The 14,382-nt window shown below is 64.2% G+C and carries 14 protein-coding genes and 1 riboswitch; of the genes, 12 read left to right on the forward strand and 2 right to left on the reverse strand.

Translation table 11 applies throughout. From position 1 onward, the window contains the following. Positions 1 to 29: 29 nt before the first annotated feature. The 11 genes from LZC95_50855 to LZC95_50905 all read left to right on the forward strand — a co-directional run bounded on the left by LZC95_50855 (position 30) and on the right by LZC95_50905 (position 11,437). Positions 30 to 632, forward strand: a complete 603-nt coding sequence (locus LZC95_50855; protein WXA94708.1) for a hypothetical protein — start codon at positions 30 to 32, stop codon at positions 630 to 632. A 169-nt stretch (positions 633 to 801) separates the two neighbouring features. Next, the gene (locus tag LZC95_50860) at positions 802 to 1,893 is read left to right on the forward strand and encodes a hypothetical protein (protein WXA94709.1); all 1,092 of its coding nucleotides are present in this window, start codon (positions 802 to 804) and stop codon (positions 1,891 to 1,893) included. Between the two features lie 12 nt (positions 1,894 to 1,905). After that, positions 1,906 to 3,177 carry a hypothetical protein gene (locus LZC95_50865; protein ID WXA94710.1) on the forward strand — a complete coding sequence of 424 codons (1,272 nt, stop codon included), beginning with the start codon at positions 1,906 to 1,908 and terminating at the stop codon, positions 3,175 to 3,177. Positions 3,178 to 3,210: 33 nt separating this feature from the next. Further along, positions 3,211 to 3,810 carry an RNA polymerase sigma factor gene (locus LZC95_50870; protein ID WXA94711.1) on the forward strand — a complete coding sequence of 200 codons (600 nt, stop codon included), beginning with the start codon at positions 3,211 to 3,213 and terminating at the stop codon, positions 3,808 to 3,810. After that, positions 3,807 to 4,739 carry a hypothetical protein gene (locus tag LZC95_50875; protein WXA94712.1) on the forward strand — a complete coding sequence of 311 codons (933 nt, stop codon included), beginning with the start codon at positions 3,807 to 3,809 and terminating at the stop codon, positions 4,737 to 4,739. The genes LZC95_50870 and LZC95_50875 overlap by 4 nt, the downstream gene beginning before the upstream one ends. A gap of 56 nt (positions 4,740 to 4,795) precedes the next feature. Beyond that, positions 4,796 to 5,947, forward strand: a complete 1,152-nt coding sequence (locus LZC95_50880; GenBank protein WXA94713.1) for a tetratricopeptide repeat protein — start codon at positions 4,796 to 4,798, stop codon at positions 5,945 to 5,947. 25 nt (positions 5,948 to 5,972) lie between these two features. Then, positions 5,973 to 6,233, forward strand: coding sequence for an HPr-rel-A system PqqD family peptide chaperone (locus LZC95_50885; GenBank protein ID WXA94714.1), 261 nt, complete (start codon positions 5,973 to 5,975; stop codon positions 6,231 to 6,233). Next, positions 6,230 to 7,303, forward strand: coding sequence for an ATP-grasp domain-containing protein (locus tag LZC95_50890; protein ID WXA94715.1), 1,074 nt, complete (start codon positions 6,230 to 6,232; stop codon positions 7,301 to 7,303). The genes LZC95_50885 and LZC95_50890 overlap by 4 nt, the downstream gene beginning before the upstream one ends. Beyond that, a complete protein-coding gene (locus LZC95_50895; protein ID WXA94716.1) occupies positions 7,300 to 8,673 on the forward strand; it encodes a hypothetical protein in 1,374 nt (457 codons plus the stop codon). The genes LZC95_50890 and LZC95_50895 overlap by 4 nt, the downstream gene beginning before the upstream one ends. Further along, positions 8,670 to 10,799: an urea transporter gene (locus tag LZC95_50900; protein WXA94717.1), complete on the forward strand. Its 2,130-nt coding sequence runs from the start codon at positions 8,670 to 8,672 to the stop codon at positions 10,797 to 10,799. Before LZC95_50895 ends, LZC95_50900 begins: the two co-directional genes overlap by 4 nt. Continuing rightward, positions 10,796 to 11,437, forward strand: a complete 642-nt coding sequence (locus LZC95_50905) for a tetratricopeptide repeat protein (protein ID WXA94718.1) — start codon at positions 10,796 to 10,798, stop codon at positions 11,435 to 11,437. Before LZC95_50900 ends, LZC95_50905 begins: the two co-directional genes overlap by 4 nt. A 4-nt stretch (positions 11,438 to 11,441) precedes the next feature. On the opposite strand, the gene LZC95_50910 is transcribed toward LZC95_50905, so the two are convergent. After that, positions 11,442 to 11,906, reverse strand: a complete 465-nt coding sequence (locus LZC95_50910) for a hypothetical protein (protein ID WXA94719.1) — start codon at positions 11,904 to 11,906, stop codon at positions 11,442 to 11,444. Positions 11,907 to 12,071: 165 nt separating this feature from the next. Beyond that, entirely contained in the window at positions 12,072 to 12,863 is a 792-nt protein-coding gene (locus LZC95_50915) for a hypothetical protein (GenBank protein ID WXA94720.1), read from the reverse strand. Between the two features lie 77 nt (positions 12,864 to 12,940). Then, a riboswitch (cobalamin riboswitch) is annotated at positions 12,941 to 13,131 on the forward strand. A 79-nt stretch (positions 13,132 to 13,210) separates the two neighbouring features. Here LZC95_50915 and LZC95_50920 point away from each other — a divergent pair. After that, positions 13,211 to 14,380, forward strand: a complete 1,170-nt coding sequence (locus LZC95_50920) for a glutaminyl-peptide cyclotransferase (protein ID WXA94721.1) — start codon at positions 13,211 to 13,213, stop codon at positions 14,378 to 14,380. Positions 14,381 to 14,382 lie beyond the last annotated feature (2 nt).

Here is a 14,382-nt window from a genome sequence, read left to right on the forward strand (position 1 = left end):
CATCCCCCTAAAACAGGAGAGAGGCGCACATGAAACGACCCACGAGATTGACGCTACATACGTCGAAATGGCTGGCCGTCACGATGCTCGCAGGAGCGTGTGCGCTCGCGTTTGCACCGGGCTGCGCAGCAACCGGTGACGAGGACGCGGAGTCGACGGATCTCGCTGCGGAGCAGGCGCTCGCCGAACTTGGGATTTCCTCGCAGGAGCCGAACACCAGCGAAAATGATCCCGAGCCTCTCGTCTCCGAAGACGCGATGGAGGCCGACAGCGAGGCCGCGCCCGCGGCTACCGACGCGCAGAAAAAGGCGGTCAAGTGGATGAAGAACCACGTCGGCAGCACCGAGTACGAGCACTACTGCGAAACGGCGGTCGAGCATGCCTATGGCACCCGCTACGTGTATGACGACGCCAAGGAGCATTGGCAGAGCGTGACGATTCACAAGAACAAGAATGCTCCTTACGGCGCCTTCGTCTTTTGGAATATCAGCCAATGGGGCCATGTGGGCATCTCGGACGGTGATGGAGGGTTCTACTCCTCGGGCATCAACGGCAAGATTGGCCACAAGAAGAGCCTGGACTACTTCAACAAGTACGTGGGTTGGGCCAAAGGCCAAAAGCCGAAGAAGTAACGGGTAGCGCGGCGCGCGCTGGTTCCAGTCGGTCAGCGCGCGCCGTACTTGTGAGAACTGCTTTTTCTCACGAGAAAATTGTACCGGCGGGCGTCGAAAAGGTGCTCGACGCGATCGGCGCAATATGGCAATAGCCAGCCTCGCCAAAAATCGGCGCGGGCTGAGATTCATGTATTTCAAAGAGCGATTGGACCGGAAATTCGGTGTCATCGCCGAGGCGGAGCGCTTCGGTGCTGCCCTGGTTGCGGTGAACGAGGAGCGCGGGGAGGTTGCGGAGTACCTGTTTCGCAATGGTACGGGTCGCCACTTCTATGCCGAAGGTCACAGCAAGGGCCCGATGGATGGCCTGCACGTCCATCCGGGCGAGCACCATGCCATTCTGCCCTGCGGAGCACCCGCACCGGCGGCGTTCTTGCCGGCGCAGGGCTCGTGGTGTTCGAGCGACGCGATGCTTGCGCGGACGCTGGACCAACTCGAGGGCACGCTGGCATTGCGCCGGCTGAATTGGAATTGGTACACGACCCGCGGCGGCCGTTCGTATTATCCCGCCAAATGGGGTGTTCAACTGCGACCGCTGGCGAGCGGTGCCCACCTCATCGTGCGTGGCATTCAAGGCGGCGTGTTCGACGTGACCACCGTGGTCGGGATATCGTCTTTTCTCCGCATCGCTTGGGCAATTCAGTCCGCGCTTCACAATGCGCCACTCGGCGCACCGGCGCACGAATCCTATCCGTCGGCATTCGGCGAGCTTGCGTACCAGCGCCTCTACGATGAGGTTCGATGGATCGATACCGCGCCGGCCTACGACGTGGCGAGTGCGTTGAATAGCCTATTTTCGCCGCTCGCCGGCGACGAGGTGACACTCGGCGAAGTCTCCGCGAAGCGCGCCAAGCTCGTGCGGGAGGCCCTGCCGGCATCGGAGATGAATGCGCGGATTCTCGGCGTTCTGGGGAGCGGCGGCGCGTTGCAGCTCACCAAGGCGCTCGTGCTGACGCCGACGCACGGCTTTCTTCGGTACGAGTTCGTAGAGGGGGGCGTGCGCCGCTCGTTCCCCTGGTCGGACGTGATCGCCGCGGACGCTGCATCGGATGAAGGAGACGTGTTTCTCCTGTGTAAGCGTCTCGGGTGGATTCCCATCCCCGGATGCGGACGCGCCCGCGAAGTGGCCAATGCGTTTCAAACGCTGATCGCCATCATGCAGCAGTTCGGTCAAGCCTTTTCCGACCAACCGGCGGAGGTGGACATGGTGGGGCTAACATAGCAAGCTGCCGGCATGCCGTCGGTGCGACTCGGTCATTGGGGTCAACCCGCGATGGCCATTTTGGCAATCGCATTTCATTCCCGAATAGCGACGGCCGATGCACCGCGCGCGGAATCCATTCGTGGTGTGCAGAAAAATCCGTCCGAGCGACCCGTGCTCGTGTTGATGGCGCCCGAATCGGCACGAGGCTCGCTCGAGGAGCGGGCGGCCGGCCTGGCGGCGGCGCACATCCGTGCGGGTGGGGCCACCCTCCAACTGGCGCGGATTCCGGAGCTATCGCTGGAGGCGCGTCGGGCCGAGGCGCATGCGCTGCTCGGGCGATGGTCGGCGCGCGGCGTGATGTGGATTCAACCCGAGGCCGCGGACAAGCTCGTCGTGTATCTTCTCGTGCCGGAGGTGCCGGAGCGCACGTTTCGCAGGGAAATTGCCGCTCCGAATGGGCAGACGGCGGCGGCCCTGGAGACCGTGGCGAACGTGGCGGCGTCGAGCGCCATGGACGTGCTCGAGGGGCGTGCCGTGGCAATGGAGCCGGTGGAGGCCGCCGCGGCCGACGCCGTGCCGGTGGCTGCGCAGTCCGAGGAGGTCATCGCGCCGGCCCCTTTCGCAGCGCCGCGTGAGGTGCGGGCTCCGGATCGGGTGGCGGCGCCGTTTCGCGTTTCGGAGAGCGAGCGCTTTACGTTGTCGGCGGGGTATGCGGGCGGCACCTTCGGTCGCTCGGTGCCATGGCAACATGCTATTTCGCTTTCCGCGGCGTGGGCGCCCATTCCCCAACTGCGCTTCGGCGTCGGTTACGACATCATGCCGATTCAGACGTTGCGTGAGCAGCCATCGCTGGAACTTTCGCGGCATCCGGCATTCGGCACCGTCGGGTACCGCATCGACTTCGCCGGTGGACTCGGGTCGTTCGATGTCGGTGCGCGCATCACGTTCGACACGGTTACACGTACGGCGGACGCGCCCAACGGTCCGATGTTCGCGCCCGGGCTGCCGGGACCGCCCGGTCCCGTGAGTCGATTCGAGCGGTCCACCAGCGCCACGAATCTGCTGGTCAGTGTTGCGCCGATTGCCGGTTTGCGTTTTCGGCTCACGGAGCAGGTCGCAATGGCACTTTGGGGTGGCCTCGACGTACCGTTGAATCGCCTTCCGCAAGGCGGGCCGCCGTTCATGGCCGTGGAGACCGATGCCGTGCGCTTTCTCGGGGGTGTCGGTTTTCAATTGGCATTGCCGGGCTCAGGAACGCCAGCAGCGGTGGCGGCGGGGCCCCGCCGCACGAAGATGGAGTGACCCGATTTTGGTGCGCGCGGGCACATACCGACGGTGATCATCGACGACGCAGCCGCGGCCAGCCGGGTCTTCTCGATCCCGGAGGACGATCCCTCGCGGGATTCGTACGAGGCCGTCCGGCGTGCGGCGGCCGGGGATCGCGATGCGCAGGCGTGGATGGTCTCCATGCTTCTCCCGGGCGTCCGCCGTGTGGCGCGTGCGCTGCTGCGGAGCGCGGCCGATGCCGACGACGCGGCCCAACTCGCCATGTTGGCCATTTTGCGAAGTGCGGGAACGTACCGCGGGGAGGCGCAGCTCGAAGCGTGGGCACGCCGCATCACCGCCCGCACCGTGTTCAAGTACCTGCGCGCGCGCCGGCAGCACGAGGGGCGGGTGCTCGGCGACGATGTGTTGGAGTGGGCTGCGGCCACGGCGCCTGCGTCTTCGTCGGAAGCGAGCGGACACGATGTGCGCGCTTACCTCGATGCCCTGCCCGAGCCCCAGCGCGAAGCCATCACATTGCATCATGCGCTGGGGTACACCGTCGAGGAGATCGCCGAAATCACGGAGGTGAGCCCCAATACCGTGAAAAGCCGCATTCGCGTGGGAATGGCGTCGCTGCGCCAGCGCATCGTTCGGAGGAATGAGCCGTGAGGACGATCGACGAAGAACGGTGGATCGCCATTGTCGCGGCGGAGGCACGCGGCGAGCGGATCGGTCGCCACGATGCGGAGTTTCGCCGGGGCTACGAAGCCGCGCGCGCGCCCGACGCGGAGGAAGCTGCGTTCTGGGCCGATCTGGGGCGCCTCGGCGCGGCGTGCGCAGGGACCGCGGAGATGACCGACGCGGCGATGGCGCAGCGAATCCTCGCGATGAACGACGAGGTGCGGCCCGTTCCGCGCTGGAGCCGTGCCACGGTACGGCGCACGGTGGCGACGCTGCTTGCGGCCGTGGCCATTGCGGCGACGTTGGTGGTGCTCGCGGCCGAAATGATGCACCGCCGGGAGGCCACCCCGATGCCGCCGGTGGAGAACGCTGCGCCGGTCGCGCATCCACCGTCCGCGCCGCCGGCGCGAAAGCCGATGTCGAGCGCCGCACCGGAGCTCGTTCCGGAGCCGGTTCCCGAGTTGCTGCCCCCGCCCGCTGCATCCCATCGCGAGGCCATGCGGCTGCAACCTGCGAAGCCCGAATTGCATTCCGAGCGCAGTGCCGAGGCTCTATTGAGCGATGCGCAAATGTTCGTTGCGGCGGGACGAACGGACGAGGCCATGGCGGCCTATCGCATTCTCATCGAGCGGTATCCTCATAGTGTGGAAGCGCGGGCGTCGCGCGTGTCCTTGGGGCGATTGTCCCTCGCGCACAACGAGGCCGCGGCCGCACTGGCCGAATTCGATCGCTACCTCGACGGCGGTGGCGGGCCTCTGGAGGCCGAAGCTCGATATGGGCGCATCCGCGCGCTGCAGAGTCTTTCGCGTGAGGCCGACGAGCGCGCGGCCATCGTGGATTTTCTCGCGCGCCACGCCGACAGTGTTCATGCAGCACCGCTGCGCGCACGCCTCTCCGCACTAACCCCTAACCCCTAATCCCCAACCCCTAAAAAAACTGACCCGTCTTTCGCCGGTGGTGGCACTCCCACGTCGTGAATGTCGCGAATGTTGTTCTCGCCTCCGCGATGGCCGTCGGAGCGAGCTCCGTCGATCCCTACGACGAAGCCATGGCGCGCTCCACCGCGCAGGAAAAGGCTGGCGATCTCGAAGCGGCCATTCGGACGCTCGAACCCATCGCGGCCGCCTATCCGCAAGATTATGCCGTGGTGCTGCGATTGGGCGATCTCTCTTTTCGAATACGAAATTACACGCAAGCCAAAGAAGCGTACCGCATGGCCTTGGAGCGTTCGCCGCGCGCGGCGGGGGCACGTGCGGGACTCGGCTGGGCGCTCGCCTACCTGGGATCGTGCGATATCGCCCGCGAGCAGTTTCTCGCGGTCCTGGAGCTCGAGCCGGAACATCCTTCCGCGCGCGACGGTATGGCGTATTGCGCATCCAAAACGACATCGGTCCTGAGCGCCGCAGCGGGTCTCGCGATTTCGGCGTATTTCTATCCGAGCCATACGACTCGCGATTACGGAGGAAGCGGCATCGTGTCGCTCGACCTCTCGCACCGCGAGGGGTGGATCGCGGGCGGAGCGTATCGTTACACCTTTGGCACGCAGCGCAACTATGACTCTTGGGAACAACATGATGCGTACTTCGATCTCGGGTATGCGGGAAAAAAGCTAGGTGCGATAGCTCATTACGTCGCCGTCTTCGACCGAAGCGGATTCTCCGGTACGTCGCACCATATAGGACTTTCCGCCCGCTGGAGTGCATTGGGCGACGTGCGTCTCGATGCATCGCTGAGCATGTACGACGATATGAACGTGTTTCGCGCCGCCCCTTCCTGGAAGATCCCATTGTCCTGGGGACTCAGCGTGGAACCCGGCGCAGCCTTGCAAAGGACGAATGCACGATGGCTGGCCACTCCCTCGCTTGCCCTGATGCTCGAGCGCGCATGGGGAAGCCTCGCCGCCGGCGGCAAATATGGGGACGAGGTGCGCCCAGCGTATTTGGATGCGCGCATCATTGCGAACATTCCGGAACGGATTTCGTGGGGCTGGTGGATTGGAGGAACGTGGAATGCGGGGCAGGGGCTGCGCGTCCAACTTTCATACGCGACGAATCGCCTCCAAGTCCTGGAGGGTATTTCGAGCGACGCGCATTTCGTCAATTTGTCATTCTCGAAGTCGTTTTGAAAAGTCTCGAGAAAGGATCAATCACGTGGGATCACGAATCAAAGAGCTTGCCACGAGCGATACCGGCTTCGTTTTCGACCCTGTTTCGGGCTCGACCTTCACCGTCAATGCGACGGGGTTGTGCGTGCTCCGCGCCTTGAAGGATGGCCTTTCGCGCGAGCAAATTGCCCGGCAATTGAGCGAGCGCTTCGACGTGCGGGCGGGCGATCCCGCGCGGGACGTCGGCGACTTCATGGCCCTTTTGGCTCAGCACGGCCTGACCGCCAGCGAAGGAAATGTCCCATGAGCCCCATGAGCGCGCGCCCCCTCACCATCGCCGTCACTGGACTCAACGCCACCGACAATCCCGCGCCCGGGGTGGGCGTGATTCGATCGCTGCGCGCTGCCGGAGGCCACGATCGCCTCGTCGGTTTGGCCTACGATGCGCTCGACCCCGGTGCCTACGCGCGCGACATCGTGGGCGACGTCTTCATGATTCCGTATCCCTCGCAGGGAATCGAGGCCTTCTTGTCCCGGCTCGAGTACGTGCACCGGCGCCTCGAGTTGGACGTGATCATCCCCACGCTCGATGCGGAGCTGCCCTCGTTCATTGCGCTCGAGCCGCGCCTTCGCGCCATGGGGATATCCATGTGCCTGCCCACGCGCGAACAATTGGAGCTTCGTTCCAAGGTGAATTTGGCCTCGCTGCGGGAGCGTGCGGGCATTCGCGTGCCGCGCTCGGCGATGATCTCGGACCCCGACGATCTTTATCGGATTCACGAGCGGGTGCCCTATCCATTCTACGTCAAGGGGACGTTCTACGGCGCATCGCTCGCGACGACGTTCGAAGAGGCGCTCGCGGCCTATTATCATACGGTGGCCACCTGGGGCGTGCCGGTGCTCGTGCAGGAGTACGTGGCGGGCGAAGAACTCGATCTCGTCGGTGTGGGCGACGGGGCCGGCGATTTGGTGGGCGCCGTTCCCATGAAGAAAATGCTGCTCACCGAGAAAGGGAAGGGGTGGGCCGGCATCACCGTGCGCGATTCCGACTTGGTCGACGTCGGCCGCGCGTTCGTGCGCGCGACGAAGTGGCGCGGGCCCTTCGAAATCGAGGCCATGCGCGATGCGAAAGGGCAGTACCACGTCATCGAGATCAATCCGCGCTTCCCGGCGTGGGTTTACCTCAGCGTCGCGGCGGGAATGAACCTGCCGCGCAAAACCGTGGAGCTGGCGCTCGGGCGCCGGGTCGATCCGATTCCCGACTACGAAGTAGGCACCATGTTCGTGCGCATCTCCATCGACCAGGTGGCGCGCATCGGCGACTTTCAAAGCATCGTCACCACCGGCGAAATCGTCCGAGGAGGAGAAGCACCGTGACCCAGTCCGCATCGTCGCAACCTATTTACGAGCCGCCGGCCATCGTGCGCCACCAAATGGGGGCCATGAACAAATTCGGGCGTTTGCACCCACAAGGCATGCGCCCGCTCACCCACATCGACGGGGTCAAGGTCGACGATTTGGTGCGCGAGTACGGCTCACCGCTGTTCGTCTTTTCCCAGCGAACCCTGGTGAACCGTTACCGTGAATTGCACGAGGCGTTCGCTCGGCGCTGGGCGCGGGTGCGCATCGCCTGGTCGTACAAAACGAATTACCTCGAGGCCATTTGCCGCACCTTCCATCGAGAGGGCGCCTTTGCCGAGGTGGTCTCGCCGTTCGAATACGACAAGGCCCTTCAATCGGGCGTGCCCGCCGACCGGATCCATTGGAACGGGCCGTACAAACCCGACGCGGCGCTGGAGCGTGCCCTTGCGGGCAAGTCCATCGTGCACATCGACAACTTCGATGAATTGGCGCGCATCGAGCGCTTGGCGCGCAGGATGAATCTGCGCCCCAAGGTGGCCATTCGCGTCAACATGACCATCGAGGGCATCTCCTCCTGGAGCCGATTCGGCTTGAACCTGGAAACCGGTCAAGCGAAAGAGGCCGTGGCGCGCCTGGTGAGCGGCGATCAGCTCGATTTGATTGGGCTGCATTGCCACATCGGCACGTTCGTCCTGGACCCGGATGCCTATGGCAAAGCGGCCTCCAAAATGGCCCGCCTGGCCAACGAGATCCGCTCGGAACACGGGATTCGCCTATCCTTTCTCGATCTCGGCGGCGGCTTCGCCTCGAAGAACACGCTCAAAGCACAGTACCTGCACGGCGAGCAGGCATCTCCGTCGTTTGCCCGCTACGCGGACGCGATTTGTGACGGCCTGGCGGAGCTCGAGGGCCCGGCCAAGGAGCTTCCCACGTTGGTGCTGGAAACGGGTCGCGCGTTGGTGGACGACGCCGGCTACCTCGTGTCCAGCGTGGAGGCGCAAAAACGTTTGCCCGATGGGCGGCGCGGCTTGGTGCTCGATGCCGGGGTGAACCTTCTGTTTACCTCGTTTTGGTACAAGCACGACGTCGTGCCCGCGCAGGACTTCGGCGCCATGCTCGAGCCCACCGTGATGTTCGGCCCATTGTGCATGAACATCGACGTGGTGCGCGACACCATTCAATTCCCCGCCGTGTCGGTGGGGGAAAAGGTCGTCTTCCGCAACGTCGGTGCGTACAACCTCACGCAGTGGCATCAGTTCATCGCCCTTCGTCCGGCGGTGGTCATGATTGGCGAGGGCGGACGCGTGGCACCCATCCGCAGGGCCGAGAAGCTGGAAGACTTCACCACGGTCGAAGCCGTCCCGGATTGGCTCGTAGGACCGTGAAGGACACGGCCAAATCGTTCGCGAGGATCTATGCGCATATCCTCTTTTCACGGTCGCCCGTGGTGGGTCTGCTGGTGGTGCTCGCCACGACGGTCAATCCGCGCGCGTTCGTTTTCGGCGGCATCGCCGCGTGCGCGGCCAATGGCTTTGCGCTGCTCTTCGATCTGGAAAAGGACGCCGTCGAGGATGGCTCCTACGGCTACAATGCACTGCTCGTCGGTCTGGGCATCGGGCAGTCGTTCGAGGCGACCGAGCTGGCGTGGCTCATCACGGTGATTGCGGCGGCCGCGTGCGTGCTCTTCACGAGCGCGCTGCGGTCGCTGCTGGGCGGGGTGGCCAATCTGCCGTCGCTCTCGATGCCGTTTCTTCTCGTCTTCTATTTCATTTTGAACACGTCAGGTTTCATTGGCCTCATTCCCGCGGCCCACGCCCCGGACGTGGGAGATTCCGTGATGGCCCAGTTTGCTCGAAGCCTGGGCGGGCTTTTTTTCCTGCCGCGGCTCGATGCGGGGCTGCTCATCCTGCTCGCGCTCTTGCTTCACAGTCGCATGGCGACGTTGCTCGCGATGCTTTCGTTCGGCATGGTCTACGTTCTTCACGGGGCGATGCCCTGGCTCGGTGGCGTGGCCATGAGCGTGCTCGGTTACAATGCGGTTCTTACCGCCATGGCGCTGGGGGGTGTATTCTTCGTTCCGTCGCCCTCATCGTTCGCGCTCGCGCTGCTCGGCGCTGCGGTCTCGGCGCTGCTGGCCGTGGCGCTGCTCGCACCGCTCGGGCGCCTCGGCGCGCCCGCGCTCATTCTGCCGTTCAACGTGACCCTGCTCGGTTTTTTGCTGGCCATGCGACGGCGCGCGCACGATGCGAGCCCCAAATCGGTGGACTTTCTGCCGGGCACGCCAGAGCAGAATCTCGCCTATGTGCGCGCGCGGCTCGAGCGCTTCGATTCGCTTCATCCCATCTCGTTTCGGCTTCCCTATCGAGGGACGTGGGTGTGTACGCAAGGCGTCGACGGCGCCTTCACCCACAAAGGGCCGTGGCGGCATGCCTTCGATTTTCAAGTCGTCGACGACGAGGGCCGCTTTCACGCGGGCGCGGGAACCAGCCCGGAGGATTTTCATTGTTACCGATTGCCGGTTCTCGCGGTGGCCGAGGGCACGGTGGTCTCCGCGGAATCGAACATCGTCGACAATGGCATTGGCGAGGTGAATCTGGACCGCAACTGGGGCAATCATGTGCTCGTTCATCATGCGCCGGGGCTGTATTCGCTCATTGGTCATTTGGCGCGCGGCAGCGTCAAGGTCGTGGTGGGCCAATGGGTGGCACGTGGTCAAGTGGTGGGGCTCGCCGGCAATTCCGGGCGCTCCCCGGAGCCGCACCTGCATTTTCAGTTGCAGGCGAAGCCGGAGCTCGGTGCACCGACCCTTCCATGCCGCTTCGACGATGTGGTGACCGTATCGCCGGACGCGCTTCGAGTGGAGCGCACGCTCCTTCCCAGCGAAGGGGCGGCCGCCCGCAACCTCGAGCCGGACGAGGAAATGCGCGCGTACCTGGGACTTTCCCACGGTGCCTGCTGGTCCTACCGCAGGCGAACCGACGTCGAGCAGGTGGTGTGCGACGCCGACGTGTACGGGCGGCTGCGCATTCAATCGAAGGACCGCGAGGCCACCCTCTATTACGGAGAAGCGGACGACTTTTTCACGGCCTTCGATGCCGTGGGCGACGCGCACTCGGTAGTGCACCTGCTGCGGACGGCACTCCCGCGTGTGCCGCTGGAGTGCAACGAATCACTCCGCTGGACGGATCGGTTGCCCGCGCAACGATGGCGCTCGCTCCCCCTGCGCATCTTGGCCGACTTCGTGGCGCCATTTCTTCGCCGCGACGGGATCGAGATGATCTACCGCATGCACCGCGAAGCTCGCGATTTGATCATCGACGGCGCATCGCATCGGCGGGATCGGCACGGCGTTCCTCGGTTGCGGACCCGCGTGCGGCTCGCGCGCGGGGAGGGGCCCATCTCCATCGAGCTGACCGTGCGCGGTGTCACGCATCGCGCCGAGCGGGTAGCCCCTGCGGATAGCGTTCATTCGATCGAAGAAGAGAACATATTGAACAAGGAGACATCATGAGCGCCAAAAGATGGTTTGCCCTCATGCTTCTCGGGTGCGCATTCAGTGGCGTCGTTCCCGCAGGAGCAGACCCGCAACCGAACCCGCAGGAGCTTTTCCAGCGTTCGTACGACGCCGAGGCCGTGGGCAAATTGCAGGATGCCCTCCTACCAATGGACGCACTTCCGGCCGGGGCCCGCAATGGTTACGTCGCGCAGATTCGGCGTGGCTGGCTGCTGTACAAATTGGGGCGGCACGCCGAGGCGGTCGACGCGTATTCTAAGGCGAGTGCGCTCGAGCCGCGTTCGGTCGAGTCCCGCCTCGGCGTGTTGGCGCCGAAAATCGCGATGCGGCGCTGGTCGGACGTGGAGAGCACGGCGCGCGAAGCGTTGAAGCTCGATCCGAACAATTATTCGGCCAATGCCAAGTTGGCGTTTGCGTATTACAACCTGGGTCGTTACGCCGAGGCGGCCACCGTATACAAAAAGATCACGGACGCGTACCCGGGCGACATCGACATTCGCTCCGGGTTGGGCTGGTCGTACCTCAAGGCGTCGAAAGCCGGCGACGCGATTCGCGAATTCCGACGCATCCTCGAGGTGGCGCCCAAGCACACTTTGGCGCGTGAAGGCCTATCGGCGGCCGGCGCAACGGAGTAAGGACTTACGAGATGCCGGGGTCGAAGCGCGCGCCATTGACGACTTGCTCGATGCGCTCAAGGGCGCTCGCGGTGGTTCCCGCTTCGAGTTCGCGTGCCAATTCGAGAATGGCCGAGACGACGTTGCGGGACTTGGCCACCACGCTGGTCAGTCGTTCGACCTCCTCGAACTGATTCTCGGTCAGGGGCTCGTTCTTCCAGCGGCCCAGCTGTTGCGCATAAATGCCAAGCAGCGCGGCATCTTGCCCGAAAATGCGTTCGATGCGTGCGGCGGTCGCCTTGCAACGAAAAGCGCCAAGCCGGACCGGCTCGACCAGAGTTTCAAGCAGCGTGAGAAGGCCCCAAATGCCCGCGCCGCGCCCCCCCGATGTGAAGCCCGATTCGAGCAGGAGCAACTTGCTCACGAACTCGACGCGCTCATCATCGGGGAGCGACAACGCCTGGGCCAGCAAGTCATTGACGTGGCTCATTGCCATAAAGGATGCAACTGTCGGAGTCCGATGTCGAGATGAGGCAACGATGATCCATGCGTGCATGGACGCACGGTGCGTGAGCGCGTCTGTATGCGTGCGTGGAGGACTGGCCGCGAAAGGATATCCGGATGGGCCTCGCGGGAACACGTACCGATGAGCCAACTAGGGCATTTCGGCATTTACAATGGAGACCCCATCGAGATCGAAGCCCGCGGCGACGGATCCGCTGGTGCATGGTTGTGTGCTCTTGTCCTTGATGCGGACGTACTTCGCACGGGATAGTCCCACGTCGGTGAGGTCGAATGGATCGCCGCCGGCAGTCGCGGGATCGGTTGGTGAAATGCCATTGTCGGGCGATGAATGGACGGGGTGCCATCCGGCGCATGCGCCATAGGGGTAGGCCGTGGCGGTGCACGGGAAGGTTTTCCAATTCGTGCCGTCTTCGCTGACGCTGACCTCCCCGGGTTCGGCATAGGGGCGTTGCGCATCGCCGCCGACATTGAATGGATTCTCGAAGACCAAGAAGTCCACGCCAGGGCCGTTGACGATGGCATTGGGCTCGAAGGAGAGGACGATTTCGCCGTTCACACCGAGGGAGACGACGTCCAGGCTGCCCTGCGTGTCGCCACCACCGTGGGGGGGGCCCATGACGACGCTGGGCATTTTGTCCGCGCCGAAGCCGGCGCAGGTGCCCTGGTTGAAGGAGACGACGCGGGTCACGAAGCGCGAGGTCGCGGGGGAGGCATCGGCATCTTGGCCGCCATCGGAGCTTGCGTCCGCGCCTGTGTCGGTGCTCGCGTCCACGCCCGTATCCTGTGCGGCGTCTGCGGTGCGCGCGTCGGTGCCGCCGTCGGGAGGAGGAATCGTGCCGGCGTCGTCCGAGGAGGAGCACGCAGCAAAGACGCACGTGGTGCTGGCGGCAAGAATGGATAGATATATGGGAAGAGCGCGCATGGGAAAAAGACTCCTTTTTACGACATTCGAAAAGCGTGACTTGACGTTGTTCGTGGCGGCGAAGTAACAGCGAGCTCGGTATTCGCGTCGCCGTTGCGTACGCGGATATCCGCGCGCGATGGAATCGGAAGCCGGTGTGAATCCGGCACGGCCCCCGCCACGGTGACCGGCGACAATCTCGGCAAAACCACTGGAGCCCACACGCTCCGGGAAGGGCCGAGGGAGGATGACCCGGGAGTCCGGAGACCGCATTGCGCGCGCCATGGATTGAGGATTCGGCGGCGATGGTCGCTTTGCCGTACCCCAGTCCCCTGGCCCCGCGGAGCGGCGGGGTACTGGAGCCGGTCATGCATTCTACATGGATACTCGGTAGTGCCTTTTTGGCCATTTCGGTGGCGGCGTGCACCCAAGATGGCGCGATGGATCCCAGCGAGGAGCAGCCCCTCGCGGCGAGCAGCACCTATGCATTGTTCGTCGGGACGGATTTCAGCAAAGCGGAGCTCTCCGTCGTCAAACTCGCCCCCGATGCGGTGGCGGGGCGCCTGCCCATTCCCGATCAAGATTCCGTCGCGGCCGCCAATCGTGGGAACGGCTTCGTCCTCGAGCGCGCAATCGGCAAGGCCATCGTGCTCGATGGCACGCAACCGTGGACGGCCAGCCGCACCATCGACGTCAACGATTCGCCCGACGCAGGCTCCTATGCCTCCAACCCACGTACGGTCGTCGTTACCAGCGGCACCAAGGCCTATGTCGCGCGGTATGCCACCAACACGGTGAAAATCATCGACGTGGCCACCGGGGCTGCATCGGGGAATATCGATCTTTCGGCCTTTCTCGCGTCCGGAGACCCCGACGGGAAAGTCGAAGTGCAAGATGCCGTGTACAATCCGGCCACCGGGCGTGCGTATTTCTTGCTCGAGCGGATTGACCAATTCGACTTTGGTCCGGCGCCCGATTACGTCGGTACGTGCCTCGGCTGGCATGGGCAAATCGTTACCGTGAATGTGGCCACGAATACCGTGGTGGGCTCGGCCATCAACCTTTTGGGCGACAATCCGCAGTCCGTTACGGCGGATTTCGCAGGCAATCGCCTCATCGTCGTCGACACGGGTTGCCGCAGTGGCGATGCGCGGCGCGGGCGCGGGATCGAGGCGGTCTCCCTTTCCACGGGAGCGTCGAAGTGGCTCTATCAGACTGGGGACGTCGATCGATTGTCCGCCCTCGTTTGGGCCGATGCGACACACGCCTTCTTGAACAAGGGCAGCAGCTGGTACGCGTGGAATCCCACGCAGACCACGCTCGGGGTGGCGCTGGCCAATTTCCCGCAGGCACCCGTGTACGACGGCGCCGGGCGCATCGTCGGACTTCAGGCGCAGGGGAGCGGTAGCTCGGTGACGTGGTCGGTCGTCGCGTGGAATGTGGCGACGTCGCAGCTCACCACCATCGTGACCAATCCGTTCCAAGGTGTGGTTCCCGCCACGTCGTACGGTGTGACGTCGGCGCTGCTCGTTCGCTGAGC

The sequence above is a fragment of the Sorangiineae bacterium MSr12523 genome (genome assembly GCA_037157775.1).
GTDB lineage: Bacteria > Myxococcota_A > Polyangia > Polyangiales > Polyangiaceae > Pendulispora > Pendulispora brunnea.

Bases quoted from the DNA above. Each gene is read 5' to 3' on its own strand.
- LZC95_50855 (WXA94708.1), top strand. From the start codon at position 30: ATGAAACGACCCACGAGATTGACGCTACATACGTCGAAATGGCTGGCC.
- LZC95_50860 (WXA94709.1), top strand. From the start codon at position 802: ATGTATTTCAAAGAGCGATTGGACCGGAAATTCGGTGTCATCGCCGAG.
- LZC95_50865 (WXA94710.1), top strand. From the start codon at position 1,906: ATGCCGTCGGTGCGACTCGGTCATTGGGGTCAACCCGCGATGGCCATT.
- LZC95_50890 (WXA94715.1), top strand. From the start codon at position 6,230: ATGAGCCCCATGAGCGCGCGCCCCCTCACCATCGCCGTCACTGGACTC.
- LZC95_50905 (WXA94718.1), top strand. From the start codon at position 10,796: ATGAGCGCCAAAAGATGGTTTGCCCTCATGCTTCTCGGGTGCGCATTC.
- LZC95_50910 (WXA94719.1), bottom strand. From the start codon at position 11,906: ATGAGCCACGTCAATGACTTGCTGGCCCAGGCGTTGTCGCTCCCCGAT.
- LZC95_50915 (WXA94720.1), bottom strand. From the start codon at position 12,863: ATGCGCGCTCTTCCCATATATCTATCCATTCTTGCCGCCAGCACCACG.
- LZC95_50920 (WXA94721.1), top strand. From the start codon at position 13,211: ATGCATTCTACATGGATACTCGGTAGTGCCTTTTTGGCCATTTCGGTG.